The sequence below is a fragment of the Glaciecola sp. MF2-115 genome, assembly GCF_047250385.1.
In the GTDB taxonomy this organism is placed as follows: Bacteria; Pseudomonadota; Gammaproteobacteria; order Enterobacterales; family Alteromonadaceae; genus Glaciecola.
The window spans coordinates 126,969-148,384 of sequence record NZ_JBLBVM010000050.1 but is presented as its reverse complement, the minus strand read 5'-3'; the positions used below and the strand labels follow the sequence as shown (position 1 = coordinate 148,384).

Below are 21,416 nucleotides of genomic sequence, written 5' to 3'. Positions count from 1 at the left end.
TTTGCGTAATTGAAGAGAGTTTAAGTTAAACATGTTCTATTCCCCCTTGCAGTAGTCTGCAGTAGCGGCAAACACATTTTTGATATTGTAGTTATTACCCATAAATTCAGACTGAATTTGAGCAATCGCGGTTCTGTCTGCTTCGTCTTGAGGTGCACGTAAACAAACATTCTTGAAAACTTTCTTAACCTGACAACTAGCGAAGGTTTGGCTATTGGCTAATTCTTCACCCATCGACTTAGCACCGCTGCCAGTACCTGGAAGATCTGCCGACCAACCAATGGTTTGATTTTGGCCTTCTCGCCAGTAGTTATCCCAAGTGTCACTATTCGTCACATAACCGTATGGGAAGTTATTAGAGTTTATCCAGTATTTGGCTTGCACTCGTAATTGTGTTTCTGGATCGAGTTGACCTTGAGCGTTATATACAATGCGACCATTTTCGCCGTCTGGGTCGGATTCCACATCATATTCATAATTGTAGTAAGCGAAAGCTTGAGCTAGTGGGTCCATTCCTGAATGACAACCAGAGCACGAGTTGGTGAATATACGGCTATCGCCACCTGGGCTGCGAGTAACGTCTTGACGTACTCTATCTGGTGGACGGCTTGTGTCTTTGAACGCTTCAAGATCGGCACACATGTGATTCATCAGCGTAAAGCGGAACATGGCGCGATTTGTACCGTCTTTGAAGAAAGACTTAGCTGCGCCTCTTGTAGTCATAACACCTGCAGTTGCTTCTGCTGGAATGCCGGTGACTGAAGATTGAGTCGTTGCCACTAAGACGGTAGATAAATCCGCGCCTTGGCTTTCAAGTGCTTCGTAGTGTGCATTATTGTTCGTGCTATAAGAAGGAGCATTGGCACTGCTGTTTGCTATATATAGAATATCGCCGGTGAGTACTTGGCGAAAATCAACATCATCTCTGACCATACCGATGACAGTGGCAGTGTAATCATTTAAAGGAGCAAAGACGTCAAACTCTTCATTCGTCCATGGTGTTACCCAGTTTTTAATCGTCACGTTATAAAAGTTAGGAGATTGCATGGCAATTTGTGCTGCCCCTTGGGCATCGCCTGCTTCTATAAGATCGGCCATTTGCTCAATCACAGCTGAAGTGCCTGGCACACCAGCTAGTCTATCGTGCATGCGTTTAGCTTGCTCTAATGGTCCCGCAGAAACCATAGCGGCCGCTAATATGAGCGGCGCAGATAAGCAGAGTATTTTTATCGTCTGCTTTATCGTTATTGATATGTTGGTCATTGGACTACTTGATTCTTTTGCTAACAAATACATCGAATCAACTCCTCTTTTGAATGTGACGTATGTTATACCCGCCTTTTAGGTATCGTTAGTTATTCTCTGCAAACAATAAGTGTTCGCCTGTATACCGATTAATCACTTAAACGGTGGCAGTACAATAAGTAAGCGGAGTGAAAAGGCCTGAATATAGTCATACTCAATAACCGTGCCGATGTTTGTAGTTAATTGTTTACTATGAATTTATTGTGCTCTGTTTACTATTCCAGCTTCACTTGGTAGCAAAAATGACCTTCAAGTTGTTACCGATACGTGACAGTTAATAAGTATTTTATTCTATTACTAAACAGCCTCGTGCCCTCCTCAAAAAATGCCATCCCCATAAACAGTGGCTTTACGCCAAGGTGATCGCAGAGTTCTAAAAATAATGGCTGTTTTATATTTGCCGACAAGCACGGAGTTTTCGAAAAATCACATATATCGAATATGCATTACGAATCGCCAATTAGGTTTTTTTGGTTATTAATTGTCGCGATTGCGGGGTTGAAAAATATACCTAACAAGACGGTATAGGTTTTTATCCTTACATATAGAAAACTAGATTGTTGTATAGGGCGCAAGGTGTCAGTCTGGGAAACTAAAGTAAAAGTGCGTGTCGTGAAGGTGCAAATAAATATACCTTTCGAAGCCCGTAAGTAAAGGCGTTGCACTTTAGTGACACTATAAATGTGAAAGGTAGATCAGTATCGTAGCAGTATATAAATGGTGCCAATTTATCTTCAAAATGAGCAGAGTAATATGATGACTCGTAAACTAGCCACAGACTATTTGTTAACAAAATCACTGAAAAACGTGATCTTATGTTCATGCGTGTTTTTACTCGCAGCCTGTGGCGGTGAAGATATTACAAATGAAGAGCAAGACCCTGATCCAGTGGTAGTTGATGTGCCAATTGCTGTCATCAAGCGTGACCTCAGTATTGAAGATGCAGATTTACAACGTTCAATTACACAACCCGCCCTTTTCATTCCCGGCGCATCATTAATAGTAAAAGCGAGAGCCAACGCTTCGGCACTTGAAGTAGATATTACGGCGAGTGTATTTGAAGACCGTACAGATGAAGAAGGTAATCGCCTTCCAATTGATATTAAAGATTTAGAAAGTTCATATGACGGTTCGCGCCTTATTTTCAGTATGCGCGCTCCAGAAGATGAAGATGCCGATGATAACGAGCAACCTACTTGGAATATTTGGGAATACCTTGTTGCAACGAAAGAATTACGCCGTGTCATCAGTTCTGATATTGTTGCAGAATCTGGCGAAGATACAGGTCCTGTTTATTTAGCGGATGGCCGTATACTCTTCAGTTCAACTCGTCAGCGCGGTAATCAGGCAAGACTGCTTGATGAAGGAAAACCACAGTATGCAGGTTTGGAAGAAGGTCGTGATGTGCATGCTTCCGTATTGCACATTATGGACGCGAATGGCGAAAACATTGAGCAAATCTCCTATAACCAGAGCCATGATTTAGACCCCTTAGTCATGCCTAACGGAAAAATCATCTTTAGCCGTTGGGATCAAATAAACGGCAGTAAAGGTGTTCACCTCTATCAAATGAACCCAGACGGCAGCGATTTAGAAATTCTTTATGGCCGTCATAGCCACCTTGATTCAGAAGGTAATGCTGCTGATATTCATTTTACACAAACACGCGTTACACCCGATGATCGCATTCTTGTGGCCTTAACCCCATTCGAAAAAGAAGAGCTCGGTACCGATTTTGTTGCCATAGATGTGGCCAATTATATCGATAATTATATGCCAATTGCTTCGGCTAGCTCCTTAAGTGGCCCAGCTCAAGAGAAAGCGCTATTTGAGAATATCGACATTGAAGCGGACATTTCTCCTGGTGGTTACATTGCTGCTTTATATCCCTTGTTCGATGGCAGCGGTCGTCAACTATTTAGTTGGAGCCAATGCCGTTTGTTAGCGCCATTGCCGGAAGGTGCTGCAGAAGATGCCGAGCGCTCTGTGGTCGCATGTAGCGAAGAAACGTTGCTTGACCCAGCCTATGAGAAAGCACCGCCACTTTATGGTTTATGGATGTATGACCCAGTAGAGGGAACGCAATTACCTTTAGTTGTGCCTCAAGAAGATGTGTCCTATTCGGAAGTGGTTGCGATTGAGAGTCGCCCATTCCCTGCAGATCCTTCTTCAACCATTGATACAAGTGAAACGGCTCTCATTGATGCCAACATGGGAATTATTCATATTCGCAGTGTGTATGATTTTGCTGGGAATGATTTAAGCCCACAGGGTATTGTGAATATGGCAGACCCAAGTGTTGTAAACCCTGATGAAAGACCAGCGCGATTTTTGCGTATCGTCAAAAGTGTGTCTATTCCTGATGATGATACGCTCGATTTAGATAACAGTGCTTTTGGTCGCTCAAGAAACCAATTGATGCGAGAGGTTTTAGGTTACACGCCAATTCAACCAGACGGCTCGGTTAAAGTTGCTGTACCTGCAAAAGTGCCCTTTGCTATCAGTATTGTTGATGAGCAAGGAAAGCGTGTTACTGCTCGCCATCAAAACTGGTTGCAAGTAGCGGCAGGCGAAACAAAAACCTGCAATGGCTGTCATGATGGTAGCAATAACTCTGACATAAGCTTACTTCCGCACGGAAGAAATGACGCTGAATCACCATCCATTAACAATGGAGCACCAAGCACTGGCGTTCCTTTCCCAAATACAAATCCTGCCTTATACGCTGATTTAGGCGAAACGATGGCAGAAACATTTACCCGTATTAATGGTGTGCCAAACTTAACGCCAGATATTATTTTTGAAGATGTGTGGACTGATCCCGCAGTGCAAGTTCCTGCAGAAGCCTTCGAATACCGTTACGCAGACTTACAAACAACGTTGCCAGTAACACAGAGTTGCGCGCAAACGTGGACCGCTATTTGCCGCGCCGTAATTAACTTTCCAGATCATATTCAACCTTTGTTTGAATTAGACCGCTCAGTTTTAGATGAAACAGGTGAAGTTGTAACAGACAATACCTGTGTCGCTTGCCATAATCGCTTTGATGCCGATAACCAATTACAAGTTCCGATTGCTCAACTAGAATTAACTGGTAATCCGTCGCCAGCCGATGCAGACTTATTGACCAGTTACCGCGAACTCATGTTTAATGATGTTGAACTAGAGTTGGTTGATGGCGCACTTTTACCGCGTTTGTTACTTGTTTTTGATAATAATGGCGACCCGGTTTATGAGCTCGATGAAGAAGGTGAGCCTATCCTTGATGGTGAAGGCAACCCAATTCAGGTAACGACGCAAGTTGGTGTGGGTAGTTCGATGAGTGTTAATGGCGCGCGCAACAGTGCTAGATTTTTTGCGCCATTTGAAACCGGTAGTCACCAAGGTTGGCTGAGTCCAGCTGAATTGAAATTGATAAGCGAATGGCTCGATGTCGGTGGCCAAAACTATAACAACCCATTTGATGCACCTACAAATTAATGAAATTAAACGCGTACTTATTATTAATATTAGTCACGGTCACGGCCCTTTTTAGTTCTTTCGCGAACGCCGATGACTTGGTCGTTACCATCGTCGAACCTTATGTCGACTTTAGAACCGGCCCTGCAAGCGAGTATCCTATCTTTCACGTTGCTGAGCAGGGTGAAGCCATCACCATATTGAAAAAGAAAACCGGTTGGTACAAAGCGATCAATGCCAAAGGGCAATCGGGTTGGGTATCGGCTGAGCAACTCGGTAAAACTATCAAGCCAAGTGGTGAACAGCTTTACGTTCCCACAGGTAGCTTCGAAGACTATACGAATCGTACTTTTGAATTCAGTGCTTTTGGCGGTATTTTAGAAAATGTCGCGGCGATGTCGGTTGCCACTGCTTGGAACATGACTGGTAATTTAGTTGCTGAAGCAAGTTATACCCAAGCACTGGGTGATTTTTCTGAAAACAAACTTTGGGCAGTTAGACTGCAGCATCATACATTCCCTGAATGGAAAGTAAGTCCTTACTTAACAATAGGCGCAGGTGGCATCAACACGCGTCCACGCTCTAACTTAGTACAAAGTGGTGATGAAGTTCGCAAAAGCGATTTTTATGAGGTGGGCGCAGGACTGCGTTATTACTTCGCTCGCAATATGGTAGTGAAGTTTGAGTATCGTAAAATTATTGCGCTAACTGACCGCGATGAACAAGAACGCATTGAAGAATTTAAACTAGGCTTTTCCGTTTTCTTCTAGCGTAGCAGAATGAATTTTTAGTGAGACAGGCGAACGCAGTAACAGTCGCCTAAGCATGAAACCCGTACCATGGTGAAAATGAATGAAATTTAACAATAAGCTAATAATTAACAATAGGCTAATAATAAGCGCAGCTTTCGTTTTGTCTGTCTGCTTGTTTCAAGGGCAAGCGTTTGCGCAAACTACGCCGCGAATGATGCAAGCAAATGACGAAAAAGCCCCCGCATTAATCGACCCAAATATTGATCGCAGAGAAATTAATGAATCAGATATTGATACTGAGGACTTTGAGATAGGTATATTTGGCGGATTTATTGGCATTGAAGATTTTGAGTCAAGTGAGCTTATTGGCGCTTCAATTTCTTATCACATTAATGAGAATTTATTTCTTGAAGCCCGCTACGCACAGGCGACTGCGGGGCAAACTAGCTTCGAAAAACTATCCGGCGGAGCACCCTTCCTGACCGAAGAAGAACGTGACTATACGTATTATAACTTATCACTAGGTTACAACATCAATGGTGAAACCTTCTTCACAGATAACTTAGTCTTCAACTCGGACTTTTATTTCACCGTAGGCGCGGGCAGCACAGAATTTGGTGGTGACGAGCGTTTTACAGTGAGTGTTGGGGCAGGCTACCGACTGCTGTTAACCGATTGGTGGGCACTAAAGGTAGACGTGCGCGATCACGTATTTACGAGTGACATCATCGGCGTAGAAAAGGACGTTCATAACTTAGCGTTAACGCTAGGAACGACCTTTTTCTTTTAATCGACAGGACCAAATATGAAAAATATGAATAGAGCTTTATCAACCACTACCGCAGGCATGAAATTAGGTAATTTGCTGCTGGCAGGCGCAACTCTATTAGCATTAAGTGTTGCTAGTGTCAGCGCGATGGCGAAACCAGCATCGGGCGAGCTTTCACCTGACTTCACGCTAAAAAGCCGTGACGGTGGCAATATTAAGTTATCAGAGCAACGTGGCAATATCGTGATGGTAAATTTCTGGGCATCTTGGTGTGGTCCGTGTCGTGAAGAATTACCAGCTTTTGAAGAGCTTTATCAAGAATATCAAGACATGGGCGTTGAAATACTCGCCGTGAATGTTGATGACGAAGCCGAAAAGGCTAACGTGTTGTTGCAAGATATTGAAGTCAGTTTTCCTGTGTTATATGACACATCAGGTGAAGTAAGTGAGCTTTATGATGTAAGCGCAATGCCAACGACGGTGTTAATTGATCGTGATGGCAACGTGCGCTTGTTGCACCCTGGTTACCGTAAAGGTGACGAAAAGAAATATGAGAAAGCTATAAAAATGTTGATGAGGGAGTAGTGTCCATGAAATCGCCGAACCAAAAATTGCTTAGCAAGAAATCACTGAGCAAGAAATCGCTGCAATTGTTAGTTGTGGCTTGTGTCGCAATACTTGGCAGTGGTTGTGCGAGTACCATTCAAGATATCAATCCTTTGGCCAATCTAGAGCCGTGGGTGAAGCCATATGAGCGCAGTAATTTAGCAGACCCGATTATGAGCATGAATCGCAATCCAATTGCGTTAGCTTATGCGAAACACGTTTTTGAATCGCGTGAAGGTGCGCGTGGTGCTGATGGTGGTGCAGGTGGCGGTTGTGGTTGTAACTAACGAAAAGGCTGCCAAAGCCATACGCAAAAGATTAAATACTTTCAAGGTGGTTTTATGCGCCTTGGGGCTCATTTTGAGCACTTTTTTCATAGGTACTGCTCACAGTGCGGTTTTACCTACAGAACGCGCTGACGTGCTCTACCATTCCTATGAAGGCGATGGTGTATCTATTGATGGGCCCTCGGTTTTATTGCGTAAGAATATCGCTGGTAAGGTTTCCGTTTCGGCAAACTACTATGTCGATACTGTGTCGGGCGCAAGCATTGATGTGCGTGCCACCGCAAGTCCGTACGAAGAAGTACGTAAAGAAAAAACGGTAGGTTTCGATTTTCTGAATAACAAAACCTTACTGAGCACCAGTTTCACTAACAGTAGTGAAAACGATTTTGAAGCAAACTCTGTTTATGTCGGTGTTAGCCAAGACTTCTTTGGTGACTTAAGTACAATCTCTCTAAGTTACGCCAAAGGCTGGGACGTTGTTGGACGCCGCGGTGATGAAGGCTTTGAAGAAGAAGCGGATAGAAACAAATTTGGTTTAGGATTCAGCCAAGTCGCGACTAAGAGTTTGATTGTTGGTTTTAATGTAGAGCATATTTCTGACGAAGGTTATTTGAATAATCCATATCGCTCAGTTCGCTTCTTAGACTCTAGCGCTGAAAGAGGCTTTAACTTCGCGACAGAGAAGTACCCCAATACACGTTCAAGTACCGCTTTTTCAATTAATGCCAATTACTATTTACCTTACCGCGCTGCGATTTATGGCGACGCGAGAACATATAGCGATACTTGGGGCATCAAAGCGCGCAACTTTAAAATAGGCTACATTCACCCGGTAAAAGATGATTGGGTTTTTGAAGTCTTTGTGCGTCACTATCAACAAGACAAAGCCGATTTTTACCAAGATTTATTTAGTCGCCCAGATGAGTTTAACTTCATGGCGCGCGACAAAGAAATGAGCACTTACACAGGCTTAACTGCTGGTATAAGTGTTTCATACGAATGGCAATTCTCTCAAACCGCGATGTTCAAAAAGAGCGCCGTGCATTTTGAATGGGATTACATGAAATTTGATTATGATGACTTCAGGGATGCCACAGCGGAAGCGCCAGTGGGTGAAGAGCCATTGTTTGGATTCTCAGCAAATGTGTTACGCATTTTTGCATCAATTTGGTACTAGTTATGACAACAAGAAATTCTTCTGAAACGCGAGTATTCGAGCAAGTAAATGCTTTACCAAAACTCAAGCGTGCTTTGATGCAAGTATGTCTTCTTAGCACTCTGCTGATAGCAACTGCGTTGTGGACAAGCAGTGCGAAGGCTCAAGAGCCAGCGACAGAGACACAAACGCCCGTACTTGCTGATGTGAAGAAAGAGTCACCAGTGCCAGATAGCGATTTAGCGGCTGAAATGGAAACACTCAAACAAGCCTTGGTGAATTTGAACCGTGATTTGTTCATCCTAGAAGAAGATTTACTCTTCCCGTCAAGTACGCAAGTGGCCGTTTATTTGTCGATGGACGTGGGCGAATACTTCAAGCTGGATTCGGTTGAGCTGAAAATAGATGGCAAGTTGGCCACTCATTATTTATACACCGATCGCCAAGTGAATGCCTTGTACAAAGGTGGTGTTCAGCGCTTATTCGTTGGCAATGTAAATCAAGGCACTAGAGAGATATCTGCTTTCTTTATCGGCACAGGACCTGAAAACCGACCTTACAAGAGAGCCGTGACCTTAGAATTTGATAAAGACGATGAGGCGGCAACGGTAGAACTTAAAATTGTCGATTCAACGTCTAAGCAGCAACCTACTTTCTCCGCAATATTACTTTAGGTCGGATTGCACTTGTTTATGACTCAGTTCAAGGCTACTAAATTTGCATGTGTTGCCCTATTATCGGCGACACTTTCTGCATGTTTTTCTACGCCAGAACAGCCTGCTCCAGCAGTCGATACTCGCAGTGCCGAGCAAATATTAGCGCAAAAACGTCAAGATCTCGCTTTTGGGCAAGTGGCCTACAGCTACTTTCAAGACGCGCCTGACCAGACTCTTCTACAAGGGGCCTTAACTCGCTTAAATGAACAAATTGCGCAAACGCCTTATTCTATCGATGATAAAGACAGACTCGATTTAATGAAGGGGGCGGTGAGCCTGCAATTGGGTATGACTCAGCAAGCCGAAAGCATCCTCAACCGACTATTATCGCAATCGGCAGACCCCTACATTCAGGCCAATACGTGGTTTTGGTTAGCGAAATCGAGCTTTGTGCAAAAGCGCACTGGTGTGAGTGAGCGTGCTTATGCCGCCATTATTGAAAATGATCTTGAAGATGAATTGAGTGAGGACTTGTGGGAAGAGTTGATTTACCAAGTCAGTCACGATCGCATGAAGACGGGTGGTGACTGGGAGACTTTAGCTGAGGACTTACCGAGCGATTCAATTTATCAAACTTACTTAATTGCCAATTCCGCTGTGTTAGCGCATAACCAGCAAGATTACGAAACCGCCAATAACGCGTTTATAAAAGCTAAATTAACACTGGACGACACGCCTCTTGAAAATGCAGTTAAAGAAGGTAATGAGCACTTTAGTTGGTTGTCTTGGTTCAATTGGTTTGGCAATGGTTTAAGTGAAGCTGAAGAAAGTCGCGCCTACCAAGAGCGCAACGCCTTGTTCGATACCTTGAATTACGGTTTAGGTGTTAATTTACTTGAGCAAAAAGATTATGCCAATGCCTTGATTGCATTAAAGCTTATTGGTCGTGAATCGTTGCAAGCGGAACAAGCTCTGTTGACCTACGGATGGACGCTGGCGCAAGAAAACCGCTGGCCATTAGCGATGGCTGCATGGCAACACTTACGTGACACCAGCAAAGGCATTTATGCTTTACAAGCGAGTCATGGTTTAGCTTATGGTTATGAGCAGCAAGGTGCCTTAGGCGAAGCATTCACGGCTTTACGAGATTCATCACGTCAGTTAGATGCAGCAATGCACTCACTAAGCGAGTTTGATGAACAAGTTCAACAAGCTGATTTTTTCGATACGGTAGCTAATGGTAGTTGGCCGATAGAGCATCGCGACCTGCAAGTCTTATTGTTAAGTGGTGATGGTGACATGGACACAGCTTACTTATTGGATGTGCGTCGTCAGGCCAAACAATTACAGAACACGCTGGAAGACAATATCGCTCAAATTGAGGGCATGCATCGTTTGCTAGATGAACGTGAGCAAGCCTTTGCTCGACGTAGTGAAGCTTTATCTTTAAGCGATTCTCAAGACATTCTCGATAGTACTTTATTACGAATAGAGGCCATGGAAGCGGCTTTGATGGCAACTAAAGCCCCGGCTGCTGAAGGTGTGTCCTTATCGCAACAAACACTCTTAGCAAGTAATGATCAGGTAGCTGCAATAGAGAGGTTGGAGAAAGCGGAAGCGAGGATTGTGCGTATTAATTCAGAGCGTAAGCGTCCATTATCAAAGAAATATGCACAACGAGTAGCCCGCTTGAAAGGCGTGCTTGAATGGGAGTTGTCAGAAGCTTTTCCAAATTCACACTGGCAACATCAAAAACAATTAAACAAGTTGAAGAAAGCCTATGCTGCCGCGAACAAGCAATACCAGCAGCTCAAAAACCTACAAAACGATACGAGTATTATTGCCGCACAACGTGAACGTGTTGAGCTAATGGCCGCTAGCGCGCAAAGCGATTATGTTCGAACTAAGGCGCTCGTTGATTCATTAACACAGCGTTTGACTCAATTTTTACGCGCTAATATGGCCTTGAGAATGCAGGAGTTGTCGGACCAACAAGTGGCAACCAGGCTCGCCATTATTCGTATTCAAGATTTAGCCCAACCTGCGAGAGGTCGTTAAGATGCAAAAGACGATAATACTCTCTCTTACCTTGCTGTTAGCAAGTTGCAGTATGTTCAGCTCTGATGAAGAAGAATCCGTTATTAGTGAAGGCGTGAGTAACCGCCCGACGCTTGCTGAGCTTGATTTACAGCCACTGAAAGTGGAACCATCAATTGCACCAAGACTTTCTTTGCAAGAAACCCGTGACGAATATGCGGCACTACTTCCCTTACTTAAAGATGAAAAACAACGTCAGCAAGTTGCATTTCGTCTTGCTGATATTGAAATGCAATTGGCTGAGAAAGCGCAAGAAGAAGGCATTCCATTAGAGACTTTGCAGGCTAGTCAATCGAATGCACAGCGCAGCAACGCTGGCTCTGATGCTAATACAGGTGCTAATACAAGTGCTGGTACAGGTGCTAATGCAGATAGCCGCGCAGGCCAACTGCAACCAGCAAGCTATTTCAACCAAGCTATCTCAAGATATCGCGAAGTGCTTGATCAGCAGGAGCAACTGTTAGCTCAAGCTGATTTGCAGTCACAAGATCCAGCGAAAGCGGCAGAAGCAAGACGCACAGAAACTAAATATATGGACGCGATGTATCAGTTGTCTCGCGCCCTTGATTTGGATGGCAAACCAGATGAATCCGTTGAAATTGCACAACGCTTTTTAACGACTTTTCCAACAGATAGATATTCAGTTACCAATTACCATATCGAGCTTTACTTCCGTATGGGTGAATACTATTTCAACCGCCAGAGATACGAGCCGGCGGTAACAAACTATGGTCAGGTTCTTGCCTTATCAGAGCAAACATCAAAAATCGCAACCAACAACTTCTATGGTATTTCTGCTTACATGCAGGGCTGGAGCTACTTTAAACAAGAAGAGCATGCGAAAGCACTTATTTCATTTTCGAAAATGCTAGATGAAGCGCTTGAGCAAAATAGCTACACGCAAACTCATATCAAAATTGATAGTTTACCTTTAGGTCAGCAAAAACTAGTAAATGACACATTGCGAATTATGGCATTGCTGTTCTCTTATCAGGGTAACGGTGAAGCAATTAAAGACTTCTTCCTTACAAATGGAGAGCGAGCTTATGAAAACCTCATCTATGAAGAGCTTGCACAGCAACACTTAAACGACAGCCGCTTTAAAGACAGCGCGGATACCTTATTGGTGTTCGCTAACACCTACCCTTTACATGAGCGCGCAGTCGAGTTTTACGTTAGACACATCGATGCCTATATCCTCGGTAACTTCCCGACTTTAGTGCTAGAAGCAAAGCGTGGCTTCGTTGCGGCTTATGGTGTTGATGGGCCTCACTTTTCAGGCTTGAACAGTATTATCGGTCGTCAAACGAATAGTTATTTACGACAATATCTTAAGGAATTGGCGCAAAGCGAGCATAGCATTGCCCAAACCCTTGAGAGCATGTTGGCTTCTAAAACACAGGCGACAGAGGGTGAAAGCGCAGAAGGTTCATTTGTTGGCAGTGCCACGTCGGAAGCTCAAAATACCGCGTGGAGCAATGCCTCAGCTAACGATTTGAAAGACATTAAACAATCCGCATTTATTGCCGCTGCGGGATATTACGATCAGTTCATTCGCACTTTCTCACCCGATGATGAAGTGCCGCAAATGCGTTTCTACATGGCCGAAGCCTTAAGTTCAGCGAACAAACTCAACTCAGCTATCGAAAGTTTTGAAATATACGCGTATCAAGATTCACCGAATCCTTTGGCGAGTGAAGCCGCTTATGCTGCATTGTTATTGTTTGAAAAGCTAAGTGAAAATGCAGTATCACGCGATATTGAATTTAAGCAAAAACTTGAAGCACGCAAGATGATCAGCCAAGACCTGTTTGTTGACTCATTTGCTGATGATCCGCGCACGGTGAATATCGCACAATCCTTGATGCAAAAACTGTTTGAACAACAGCAATACTTAGACGCAATGCGCTGGGCTGATTGGTTGTTGGCGAGCGACAAAAACAGCGGAATGGCATACGCGAAAGCGAATTTACCGGAAGCGACTTTGGCAGATAAACACATTGCCGTTCACAACATTGAAAGTGAAAGCTTAATATCAGCACGCTTGGTATTGGCGCATGGTCATTTCGCCATGGAAAACTACAAAATTGCACAGGCAGGTTACGAAACCTTGTTATCGATTCTGCCAGCCGACGATGAGCGTGTGAAGGAGCTAAGCAACCGACTAGCAGCTACCTTCTTCCAGCAATCAGAGCAAATACTGACTTCAGCACAGGTAAAACAAACCTTAGCGGCGCCTCTGCCTGAAGGCCGAGACTTCGCACAACTAAGTGAAACCCAGCGTTTAGCCTTGCAAGACAGTGTGGCATTGCTGCAGCGAATAATGCAACAAACGCCAAACTCCACGTTCCGAGCGGCGGCGCAGTACGATGCAGCTACGTACCTACTTGCACTGAAAAGCTATACACAAGCGCTTCCTCTATTACTCGACTTCCAAACTCGCTTCCCTAAAAACGAGCTGGTATCGACTATTCCAGGTAAGTTGTTAGTGGCTTATGAAAAGTCTGAACAGTGGGTGCCTGCAGCCAAATTACTCATGGCACAGCATCAAGCCGATCCCGATTCACGCTTAGGTAGAGAATCTTTGTATGTAGCCGCTGAGTATTACTTAAAAGCGGGCGATCGAGAAACTTCATTAGATGCATATCGAACATACGCACACCGTTATCCAAATCCTGTTGCCGATGCAAACGAAGCGCGACTTAAGATGACGGAATTCTATGAACAAAGTGGTGAAGAATCTAAGCGCCGTTTTTGGCTGAACAAACTGATTGAAGCAGACAGAAAAGCCGGTAATGAGCGTTCAGCTCGCACTCGCTACTTAGCTGCGATGGCTTCAATGGTTTTCGCCAAAGATGCAGACTATGCCTATCAAAAAATAAAGTTAACATTACCACTGAACAAGAGCTTACAGCGCAAGCAAAATGCGCTTAAGAATGCGATTGCTCGATATGATGGCGTGATGGCTTATGGCATTGCAGAATTTACGACACAAGCCAATTACTCACTTGCAAATTTGTACTCGGTTCTAGCCAAAGATCTAATGGATTCAAGTCGTCCAAACGGTTTGTCAGCCTTAGAGCTTGATCAATATGAAATGTTACTAGAAGAGCAAGCATTCCCGTTCGAAGAAACCTCTATTACCTTGCATGAAAACAATGCCAAACGCGCGCACGGTGGTTTATATGATGAATGGGTGAAGGAGAGTTTGAAAAAGCTAGAGAATTTATTGCCAGTAAGATACCGCAAGCCAGAGCAAATTCAGGAGTTGAGAGCTGATGATTTTGAATAACAGTAAACTTCGTCTACTTGCCTTAGTGCTAGTGCTTTCAAGCACCTTAAGCGCGTGTTCGAGCTTGCCATCACTGCCAAGCTTTTCAGGCGATGATAAGGCTAAGACTGAAGATGCAGAAACTACTAAAACGTCATCGGCTGAAGCAAGCGATGGTGTTGAGAGTGCAGATACCAATGAAGGTGAACCAACCCCAGAGCCATTAACGCCAGAGCAGTTAGAAGAACAGGCATTGGCTGCTAAAGCACAAAACTTAATGGGCACCTTGAATGCTTTTAAACTAGATAAACAACAGCAAACTAAACTCAATTCAAGCCAGCTAAGGGATGTGCAAACGGCATTAGATGAGCTAACTAACGAAGCGCCAGATAAAGCTTTAGAAGCGGTACAACGCGTCATCAACGATCCTGATTTCATTGCCTCACCCAACTCCGCAGTATGGGTTTTGCGCGGTGACATCTACCGTGCAAGCAAAGAGAATGATAAGGCGATAAGTAATTATCAAACAGCCCTAAAAATTGTTGCTAGCAACTATCAAGCGCATAACCGCTTAGGTCTCATTTATCGTGATAAGGGTAAGTTTGACTTAGCTAAATCTCACTATACTCAAGCTATCGAAGCCTGGCCCGGTAATGCAGATAGCTATCGAAACCGCGGCATACTATTCGACTTGTATGTAGGTGATAAAACGGCCGCTTTAGAGGATTACAAAATCTACAAGGCTTTGCTCGACTTTCAAATAAAAAGTGTTGAATCGCCGGCCAAATCCTTACTTAAAGAACAGAAATTAGCGCGGCAGTGGATATTGGACATCGAACGCCAAATAAAGAGATTGCAACGGGAGAAAGCGAATGGGTAATCAACTACGTGAACTTTTATTCAGAAGCCTTTCTTTCAATAGCCTTCTTTGCAAAAGCCTTTCTTTCAGTATCCTTTTTGTCGGAACGACTTCTGCGTTGATGGCGCAAGAAACCGAAACGAATGACAAGCCAAGTGAGTTACCCGCAGTCGTTCAATCAGAATCAACGAATAATAATGATGATGTTTTGCGACTTGAGGAAACCATTCGCGGAAATAAAGAGCAACCAAAGGTATTGTCAATTGTACCTTGGCAGCTTCCCCTGCATCAGCGAATTGATCGCAATGAACAGCGCTGGGCACCTATCAAAACAAAGCTTAAACCTTTGGAACGTAACAGTTTTTTGAAGAAAATAAAACTTCTAGAAGGAATTAGTAATGGCTAATCTAGTGATTCTGGCGAGACGCCAAGTCGCTGATTGGGTATAAATACAGCAACAGGTTGATGGTTCACAATACATAACATTAAAACGTATTCGAATAGACTGTCAGCAACCTTAGCATGTACTAATGCAGCAAGTGCTCAACCGTAGTGTTCATCCCGAACTATTGAGACTTGATAAACAAATGATCACTATATTAGAGAGGATATCATGGATACCATCGTTCGCTTTTTCCAAGAAGGGGGCTCATTTATGTTCCCTATCTCAATTGTATTGGCTATCGGCTTAGCAATTGCACTTGAACGTTATTGGTTTTTAGGATCGGCAAGACGCACTAACAAAAAAGCCTTTCGTGAAATTGAGCCATTATTAGCAAGTCAGAATTTCGATAAAATCATCCAAATTACACAAAATAGCGCCGCTCCTATTGCGCGCGTTATCGGTGCAGGTATTACTCGTTTAGGTGTAAGCCCGCGTCGTGAAGATATCGAATATGCGATGGAAGAAGGTTTGATGGAAACGATCCCTCGCCTTGAAAAACGCACTCAGTACTTAGGCATGTTAGCGAATATTTCTACTCTACTAGGTCTTCTCGGTACGATTATCGGTTTGATCGCGGCATTCTCTGCAGTAGCTAACGCAGACCCTTCTGAAAAGGCTAGCTTGTTATCACAGAGTATTTCAGTTGCCATGAACACCACAGCATTCGGCCTGATTGCTGCTATTCCATTATTACTATTGCACTCACTATTAAATACTAAAACAGCTGAAATCGTGGATAGCATGGAAATGGCAGGCGTTAAATGTTTGAACACCCTCATTGCCAAAGAGAATTTGGGTCCTAAATCGCGTCAGTCAGATCAGTAGGAAGCATTCTCATGATTGGACGACGCCATGGGCGTAACGCCAAGAAAGAAGACGCTGAATTAGACATCACCTCTTTCATGAACCTGATGATTGTGTTGGTGCCTGTTTTGTTAATGATGATGGTGTTTTCAAGAATTACTGTTGTGGAGCTTAGGCTTCCCGGTATTGAAGCACTCAGCGCGGATGAACCTGTAGAGGATCAGCGCTTGGAAGTTTTAGTTTCCGATGACTCATTAAATATCTTCTTCCCACAAGGTTACTTGGTAAAAACCATTGCCAAAGTACCTGCTGAGGTTGAAGACGGTGACCCACTTGTTTCGAATGGCGCAGAAGCCGTTTTGCAACACGACTTCAAAGGCTTGCAAGAAACCTTGAAGTTAGTGAAAGCAACACTATTAGCCAAGGCAGTGGATAAAAAAGACATTATCTTAATGCTGCCCGATAACACCGATTATCAAACTATTATCAGCTTGATTGATGCGACCCGTTCATACAAAGACGTGATTGCGACATCAGTTGTTGATGCTGAACTTTTCCCAGAAGTCTCGCTAGCAGAAGCGCCAGCCAGATATGAATTGAAAAGCGCGGAGGGTGCACAATGAAGATGTCATCCCGAGCAAAACGTATGAATCGAAACCACAAGCGCGGCACAACTAAGTTAAGCCTTGTGTCTTTGATGGATATTTTTACCATCTTGGTTTTCTTCTTGATGTTGAACGCATCAGATGTGCAAGTGTTGCAGCGTGACGACTCGGTTGAATTGCCGAAATCGACTGTGAAAACACCCGCAAAAGAAACCTTGTTGCTGATGATTAATGGAAACGATATTTTGTTGCAAGGTAAGCCAATAGCGAAAACGGCAGACCTTTACGAGCAACAGGAATATACGATTGCAGCACTAAAAGAAGAGTTGCTGTATCAAGCTTCGCGTTCTGTTAGAACGCCGGTGGAGGCTGATGAAGCTAATGCTGAAGATGAAGATCCGGGTTTGTCGATCACCATCATGGGTGATAAATCGGTGCCGTATCAAATCTTGAAGAAAATCATGCAAACCAGTGCCGAGGCGGGATATACCAATATAGCCTTAGCTGTGGAAAACCAATTAGAAGCGAATAGCAACATTGCTCCAGCCGATGCAGAAGCGAGTGTTGAAGGTGACGGCACATGAGTACTTCAAACATGTCTTCACCTTATTTTCATTCACAGCTTCCTTGGGAAAGCAGTGATAAAGAAAACTCGACTTTCACCATTATTACTATTGTGGTGTTGGTATTCACGCTTGCTGTAGCGGTTTATGTGCAAATGACTGAATTACCGGAAGTACCAAGAGCGGAGCGTGAGAAATTGCCCCCACAATTGGCCAAGGTAATTAAAGCGAAGGAGCCACCTCCGCCGCCGAAAGTGATTGAGCCAGAGCCGATTCCAGAGCCAGAGCCAGAAAAACCGAAGGAAGAACCAAAGCCTGAACCTAAGCCTGAACCTAAGCCAGAACCAAAACCTGAGCCTAAGCCAAAACCTAAGCCCAAGCCGAAAGAGCCGACTTTGGAAGAGAAAACCAAGAAAGCGCGCGAAACGGCGAAAAGTAAAGGTGTGCTAGCCTTACAAGATCAGCTTGCGAGCATGCGAGAAGCGGCTAATTTAAATAACTTAGCTAATACTCAGCAAACGCAAGGTGGTGGCCAGACCGACACTTCTCAACGTAAAATTTTGGGAAGAGAAACCAATAAGACCAGTGGCGGTATTCAACTGGGCAGTTTGAGTTCAGATGTGGGTGCAGCGGGTGAGTTGGAAGGCCGCAGAAATACAGAGTTCGTAGCTGCTGAGATGGGTGATGCTTCAATAGCAACCCAACAACGCATCGAAGAGACCCAAGAAGTGATTGGTAGTCGAGACTTAGACAGCATCAGGCAAACCCTTGATGCAAACAAAGGCGCTGTGTATTCACTGTATCGCAGAGCTTTACGTCAAGATCCGTCAATTGAAGGTAAATTAACGGTGCGATTGATTATTGAGCCAGATGGTTCTTTATCATCAGTAAAACTAGTGAATAGTGAGCTGGAAGCGCCTGAATTGGTCGAGAAATTAATAGGTCGAATTAGACTAATTAACTTCGGGGCTCAAAATGTCACCACAACTGAGTTAGAATACGCGTTCAATTTCTTACCTTTTTAATTAACGCTAGGTTGTGAGCAGAAATGAGCAATAAAGAAAGTGACCAAAAATCAAAGGTTGAAGCCGGTGAAGCTTCAACCTTTTCCACACCATCTGAAGCGAACAGTACTCCAGCCAACTCACCCGAAAGCGCTGATATTAAAGACCTAGAAGATAATCACACTAGCGATAATCAAGACAGCGGCATGCAAAATATTGCGCCTCAGCCTAAAGTGACTCAAGCAAATAATCCACTCCATGGCGTTAAATTGCAGATGATTGTTGAGCAGTTGCATGAAAAATATGGCTGGGATGGTTTAGCCTATCGCATCAATATTAAATGCTTCAAATCGGATCCTTCTGTTAAAAGCAGCTTAAAATTTCTACGCAGAACGCCTTGGGCAAGAGAAAAAGTAGAGCGCTTGTACTTAAAAACCTTTCATAAAAAGTACCGCCCAGAATCATATTGATATCATTTAGGAAATGACTTGCGTTTAAAAAGGAGCCAACTGGTGAGTGACGTTTTGAAACATTTCAACATTGCTATTTTGTTCGTAGGCATTTCAATTTTGGCAGGCTGTGGTTCAATGGCTAATAGAGCGGGTACAAGCCCTTCAGTCAGTGACACTCGTCAATCATCGATAGAAGAACGAAATGCCGAGCTCGCCAAAGAGCAACAGCGCAAAGCTAAACAGCAAATACTTAATTACGCCAAAGCCGATGCTGACTACCAAGCTTTGGTAGCGCAGTTAGAACAAGGCGACGCAACAGAACGTGACTTTGACACCATTATTCGTGTTTATCCTCTCACCACTAAGTACCGACCTTATGCCAATGTGGAGCAAGCGCAGAAACTAATTGCCTTTGAAAGCATGGAACAGAGCAATTGGGAAGCATGCTTGCAAGCAACAGCTCGCATACTTGAGGAAAACTACACCAGCCTGACAGGTCACTATGGCGCTATGGTCTGTTATACCGAGCTTGGACAGAATACCCAAGCAGATTATCACAACGCTATGTTAGATGGCTTTATGGGGGCGATTTGGCGCTCTGGTGATGGCCAAACACCAGCAACAGCTTTTTACATCACCAGCACCAATGATCTGTACGCATTTGTTCAACTGAATGGAATGATGGCAACGGGTCAATCGATTGTCTATTTCGAACAACGTCCTATCGAAGCTATCAAAGTAGAGGATCCTCAAAGCAAGCAAGAATCGACTTGGTACTTTGATGTGACCGCGCAGTTTAGGCGTGGCATTTTTGATGATATTGAGAGTCGTAGATAAAAGATTAGGTGTCGTCAACACACTTTATGGTGGCTGACATCACATTTTCTGGGTGCTTTTAAGATGTCGTTATAGAAGCTCAAGCGGCATGATAAATTTTCTCAACGTCATCAGCTTTGTACTCTTGTTGAGCTTGCCACAAATCATAGTTCGCTTGCTGGTTTATCCAAGACTGAGCACTTCCACCAAATGCTTTGGCTAATTTTATAGCAACCTTAGGACTAATACTACGGCGCCCGTTTACGATTTCGCTTAGCGCGGTTCTTGTCATACTCAACTTTTCAGCAGTATTTTTAATGCTTAACTCTAGCGGCTCAAGATAAAGTTCTTTTAGTGTCTCGCCTGGGTGAGGCGGATTAAACATTTGCATAATTATTCTCCTCTAATGATAATCAAGGTAATCAATTACTTCCGCATTGCCGTTTTTAAACTTAAAAGTAACTCGCCAATTACCACTTACCGCCACTGCGTGATTTCCTATGAGCTTACCTTTCAGTGGATGTAACTTAGACCCAGGATACATCATGTCGTCAATCTCAGTCGCAGAGTCAAGTTTTGCCAATAAGTTTCTGAGCTTTTTTACGTGATCTTGGTTGACGCCCTTGGTGTTACCAGTTTTAAAAAACGACTCCAAACCTTTATGTTTGAATGATTTTATCACAACGAATAGTCCTTCTCATATGCGAATCGTATCGCGTATCGATACGTAGGTCAATGAGTTTGCGTTTTGGTACAAATTTACATTCTTGAATAGTGCGCAGTTAAGTATGGCAAAATATAGACGTGATTTGCGACTGACTGTATCGCCAGTTTTGATTTACTCACAAATGGCTTGGCATGTGTATTGCATTTTCAACGGTATCTGCTCAATTGAGCAATGTTCCATTAATCCAAATTGGAGGTACAAAGATGAAAACCACATTAATTGGACTTTTTAGTCAGGCCAAACAAGCCAGTTCATGTATTCAGGATTTAGAGCGTAGTGGTGTAAATGCTCAGCACTTGAGTATGATCACATCAGACAAGATTGATAAGGACTCGTTTGAAATCACTTCAAACACCAAAACGCCCGAAGCTGCGGGTATAGGTGCAGCAGCAGGCGGCTCACTAGGTTTAGTAGTAGGTGGACTAGCAGCCGTTGGTAGCGTTGCCACAGGTGGCTTAGGACTATTAGCGTCCGGCCCAGTCGTTGCCGCGTTTACAGCTGGTGGCTTTGGCGCAGCTGGCGGCGGGATCTTAGGTGCAGTGTTAGGTGTTGCCATGCCGGACACGGAGCAACAGGCCATCATCGATGAGCTCGAAAAAGGTGGCGTATTGTTATGTGTTGAATGCTCCAAGCAAGAGCAGAAAAACGTACGAGAAAAATTACAAAACCACCAAGCCAAAAAGATAAAAACAGTAGGCCATGAGCAACTTGAAAAAATTAAGGGTCACTAAAATACCTTAGTGATAAGCATTGCGGCGACTCACTACCCGCAACAAAAAACAG

The 21,416-nt window shown here is 43.8% G+C and carries 21 protein-coding genes; 18 read left to right on the top strand and 3 right to left on the bottom strand.

Going from position 1 to position 21,416, the window contains the following annotated elements; translation table 11 throughout:
- Positions 1 to 36 precede the first annotated feature (36 nt).
- Positions 37 to 1,296: a hypothetical protein gene (locus ACKLNX_RS09445; protein ID WP_412972174.1), complete on the bottom strand. Its 1,260-nt coding sequence runs from the start codon at positions 1,294 to 1,296 to the stop codon at positions 37 to 39.
- A 762-nt stretch (positions 1,297 to 2,058) separates the two neighbouring features.
- Between ACKLNX_RS09445 and ACKLNX_RS09440 the strand changes: the two genes are divergently transcribed.
- From ACKLNX_RS09440 to ACKLNX_RS09360, 17 genes are all read left to right on the top strand, one after another.
- Complete coding sequence (locus ACKLNX_RS09440; protein ID WP_412972173.1) at positions 2,059 to 4,785, top strand: hypothetical protein; 2,727 nt, start codon at positions 2,059 to 2,061, stop codon at positions 4,783 to 4,785.
- Entirely contained in the window at positions 4,785 to 5,534 is a 750-nt protein-coding gene (locus ACKLNX_RS09435) for an SH3 domain-containing protein (protein WP_412972172.1), read from the top strand. Before ACKLNX_RS09440 ends, ACKLNX_RS09435 begins: the two co-directional genes overlap by 1 nt.
- Before the next feature lie 82 nt (positions 5,535 to 5,616).
- Positions 5,617 to 6,306 carry an outer membrane beta-barrel domain-containing protein gene (locus tag ACKLNX_RS09430; RefSeq protein WP_412972171.1) on the top strand — a complete coding sequence of 230 codons (690 nt, stop codon included), beginning with the start codon at positions 5,617 to 5,619 and terminating at the stop codon, positions 6,304 to 6,306.
- A gap of 15 nt (positions 6,307 to 6,321) precedes the next feature.
- Entirely contained in the window at positions 6,322 to 6,870 is a 549-nt protein-coding gene (locus tag ACKLNX_RS09425) for a TlpA disulfide reductase family protein (protein WP_411695490.1), read from the top strand.
- Positions 6,871 to 6,875: 5 nt separating this feature from the next.
- Complete coding sequence (locus tag ACKLNX_RS09420) at positions 6,876 to 7,178, top strand: DUF4266 domain-containing protein (protein ID WP_411695489.1); 303 nt, start codon at positions 6,876 to 6,878, stop codon at positions 7,176 to 7,178.
- A gap of 73 nt (positions 7,179 to 7,251) precedes the next feature.
- A complete protein-coding gene (locus ACKLNX_RS09415) occupies positions 7,252 to 8,355 on the top strand; it encodes a DUF3570 domain-containing protein (protein WP_412972170.1) in 1,104 nt (367 codons plus the stop codon).
- Positions 8,356 to 8,357: 2 nt separating this feature from the next.
- Positions 8,358 to 9,008, top strand: a complete 651-nt coding sequence (locus ACKLNX_RS09410; RefSeq protein WP_412972169.1) for a hypothetical protein — start codon at positions 8,358 to 8,360, stop codon at positions 9,006 to 9,008.
- Positions 9,009 to 9,026: 18 nt separating this feature from the next.
- The gene (locus tag ACKLNX_RS09405; RefSeq protein WP_412972168.1) at positions 9,027 to 11,048 is read left to right on the top strand and encodes a hypothetical protein; all 2,022 of its coding nucleotides are present in this window, start codon (positions 9,027 to 9,029) and stop codon (positions 11,046 to 11,048) included.
- Between the two features lies 1 nt (position 11,049).
- Positions 11,050 to 14,379, top strand: coding sequence for a tetratricopeptide repeat protein (locus ACKLNX_RS09400; protein ID WP_412972167.1), 3,330 nt, complete (start codon positions 11,050 to 11,052; stop codon positions 14,377 to 14,379).
- The gene (locus tag ACKLNX_RS09395) at positions 14,366 to 15,238 is read left to right on the top strand and encodes a tetratricopeptide repeat protein (protein ID WP_412972166.1); all 873 of its coding nucleotides are present in this window, start codon (positions 14,366 to 14,368) and stop codon (positions 15,236 to 15,238) included. Before ACKLNX_RS09400 ends, ACKLNX_RS09395 begins: the two co-directional genes overlap by 14 nt.
- Positions 15,231 to 15,623: a hypothetical protein gene (locus ACKLNX_RS09390; RefSeq protein ID WP_412972165.1), complete on the top strand. Its 393-nt coding sequence runs from the start codon at positions 15,231 to 15,233 to the stop codon at positions 15,621 to 15,623. Before ACKLNX_RS09395 ends, ACKLNX_RS09390 begins: the two co-directional genes overlap by 8 nt.
- Positions 15,624 to 15,830: 207 nt before the next feature.
- Positions 15,831 to 16,487 (top strand): MotA/TolQ/ExbB proton channel family protein, encoded by a 657-nt coding sequence (locus tag ACKLNX_RS09385; RefSeq protein WP_411695482.1) that lies wholly within the window; start codon positions 15,831 to 15,833, stop codon positions 16,485 to 16,487.
- An 11-nt stretch (positions 16,488 to 16,498) separates the two neighbouring features.
- Positions 16,499 to 17,089, top strand: a complete 591-nt coding sequence (locus ACKLNX_RS09380; protein WP_412972164.1) for an ExbD/TolR family protein — start codon at positions 16,499 to 16,501, stop codon at positions 17,087 to 17,089.
- Positions 17,086 to 17,655 (top strand): ExbD/TolR family protein, encoded by a 570-nt coding sequence (locus ACKLNX_RS09375; RefSeq protein WP_412972163.1) that lies wholly within the window; start codon positions 17,086 to 17,088, stop codon positions 17,653 to 17,655. The genes ACKLNX_RS09380 and ACKLNX_RS09375 overlap by 4 nt, the downstream gene beginning before the upstream one ends.
- A complete protein-coding gene (locus tag ACKLNX_RS09370) occupies positions 17,652 to 18,659 on the top strand; it encodes an AgmX/PglI C-terminal domain-containing protein (RefSeq protein WP_411695479.1) in 1,008 nt (335 codons plus the stop codon). Before ACKLNX_RS09375 ends, ACKLNX_RS09370 begins: the two co-directional genes overlap by 4 nt.
- A gap of 185 nt (positions 18,660 to 18,844) precedes the next feature.
- Positions 18,845 to 19,108, top strand: a complete 264-nt coding sequence (locus ACKLNX_RS09365; RefSeq protein ID WP_411695541.1) for a VF530 family DNA-binding protein — start codon at positions 18,845 to 18,847, stop codon at positions 19,106 to 19,108.
- A gap of 42 nt (positions 19,109 to 19,150) precedes the next feature.
- Positions 19,151 to 19,927, top strand: coding sequence for a DUF4919 domain-containing protein (locus ACKLNX_RS09360; protein WP_412972162.1), 777 nt, complete (start codon positions 19,151 to 19,153; stop codon positions 19,925 to 19,927).
- A gap of 79 nt (positions 19,928 to 20,006) precedes the next feature.
- On the opposite strand, the gene ACKLNX_RS09355 is transcribed toward ACKLNX_RS09360, so the two are convergent.
- Together ACKLNX_RS09355 and ACKLNX_RS09350 are read right to left on the bottom strand one after the other, a co-directional pair.
- A complete protein-coding gene (locus ACKLNX_RS09355) occupies positions 20,007 to 20,297 on the bottom strand; it encodes a HigA family addiction module antitoxin (RefSeq protein ID WP_412972161.1) in 291 nt (96 codons plus the stop codon).
- A 12-nt stretch (positions 20,298 to 20,309) separates the two neighbouring features.
- Positions 20,310 to 20,588: a type II toxin-antitoxin system RelE/ParE family toxin gene (locus ACKLNX_RS09350; RefSeq protein ID WP_412972160.1), complete on the bottom strand. Its 279-nt coding sequence runs from the start codon at positions 20,586 to 20,588 to the stop codon at positions 20,310 to 20,312.
- Between the two features lie 248 nt (positions 20,589 to 20,836).
- Between ACKLNX_RS09350 and ACKLNX_RS09345 the strand changes: the two genes are divergently transcribed.
- A complete protein-coding gene (locus tag ACKLNX_RS09345; RefSeq protein ID WP_412972159.1) occupies positions 20,837 to 21,364 on the top strand; it encodes a general stress protein in 528 nt (175 codons plus the stop codon).
- Positions 21,365 to 21,416: the final 52 nt, after the last annotated feature.